This is a genomic window from Streptococcus sp. 2741 (genome assembly GCF_013276315.1).
Classification (GTDB): domain Bacteria; phylum Bacillota; class Bacilli; order Lactobacillales; family Streptococcaceae; genus Streptococcus; species Streptococcus pseudopneumoniae.
The window spans coordinates 1-1517 of sequence record NZ_VMKU01000166.1; the positions used below are offsets into that span (position 1 = coordinate 1).

Genomic DNA, 1517 nt, shown 5'->3' on the forward strand with positions numbered 1-1517 from the left:
TAACAATGTTTTAGAAGTAGAGGCGCACTATTCTAGTTTCAATCTACTATAATAGAAATTACTTTGACTTTCCTGACTGATTTGTTTAGTTCTTATTTCATTCAGATATGCTATGCATTAACCAATAGCGGATACCTACGGAGAACTTGCCACTCAGATGTAGGACCTGCCCATCATACAAAAAAACAGACTTCATCCCACAAAGAGATAAAATCTGTTACTATTTTCTACACGATATTTCCTAATTTTTAATCCAGCAGTTGGTCTACTTGGCTGATGACTCGCTCGGTAAAGGGCTTGTTGCCAAAAAACTCCAACCACGGCTTGCGAACCTCGTCTTTGCTGGTTTCTCTGTATTTTTTAGGTCTTATTTATGATGCTCTTTCAATAGTTCTTCAAACTCAGCCACAGTCATGCCTAATTTCTCACTCGCAACCTCAGGTGTTAGAAGACCTTGACGAACTAGATTTGCTAAACTTACTTTTAATCCCTGTTCGATGCCTTCAGCTCGTCCACGTTCAATTCCCTGTTCAATGCCCTCAGCTCGCCCACGTTCAAGACCGCGCTCCAGTCCTTGTTCAATCCCTTCCGCCCTAGCAGTTTCTAAGGCATAGTCCTGTGCTAACATGGCTTGTTCTTCTCGCCTGCGTTGTTCACTAAACATTTTCTTATCCTCCTCGGACCAACTCTTGTAGTCCAGCAGTTGATCTGCTTGGCTGATGGCTCGCTCGGGCTGCTGGGTAAAGGGTTTATTCCCGAAAAACTCTAACCATGGTTTACGAACCTTGTCTTTGCTGGTTTCTCTGTATTTTTTTAGTTCCAAGAAAGCCATCTTAACCAGATGGTTTTCCTGACCGTTATTTGTGATGGTTAAGACCTCACCTGTCGTGTCCTCTCGCATGCTAAAACTGTGGAAAGCCAAATCATCTTGAAAATAATTACTATCCACAATTGCAATAGCGTATACTGGTGCGATGTGTTTGTAGCTCTGGTGAGTATTGCCTTCTTGCTGGCGAATTTTTTCAAGATTTTGATTGACCTGACTGCACAGGTAAGCCCATAAACGATTGATGAAAAAATTCTGATGATGGACTTGGATTTCAATGATTACTTGAGTGCCATTATCCAACTCCGCCAAGACGTCTATACTGGTATAGAAATCCTGCGCCGAGTAGGGCAGGGAAGGCAAGACGTGAATGTTACTTCCCTCCAAAATCGTCACATTTTTTGCTGGCAAGTCCAGCATATCGCGAATAAATTGACAAGTGATTTCTGGATTGCTAAAAATTTTCTTAGCAACCAAGTCGTTGGTCGGGCTAATGCCCGGATGTCTTAGAATCATCCTTCTCCTCCTTCTATTATAGCACATTTTTTAATCTAATTTGCTAGATTTGATGCTTCTATCTATTTATTCGTAAAAGAAAGCTTTTCTTCAGAAGAAAGCTAATCGCTTATTTGAAATTTTTCCCCTCTGTTGGATAGTCCCGTCTATCTATGTTATAATCCCGACTTTATCA

General features: G+C 41.1%; 1 protein-coding gene and 1 pseudogene. Both read right to left on the reverse strand.

Going from position 1 to position 1517, the window contains the following annotated elements:
* Nucleotides 1-251: 251 nt before the first annotated feature.
* Nucleotides 252-362: pseudogene (locus HT671_RS11840) on the reverse strand (flagellar assembly protein H domain protein); the annotation flags it as partial.
* A gap of 5 nt (nucleotides 363-367) precedes the next feature.
* Complete coding sequence (locus tag HT671_RS11250; RefSeq protein ID WP_119919358.1) at nucleotides 368-1342, reverse strand: Rpn family recombination-promoting nuclease/putative transposase; 975 nt, start codon at nucleotides 1340-1342, stop codon at nucleotides 368-370.
* Nucleotides 1343-1517: the final 175 nt, after the last annotated feature.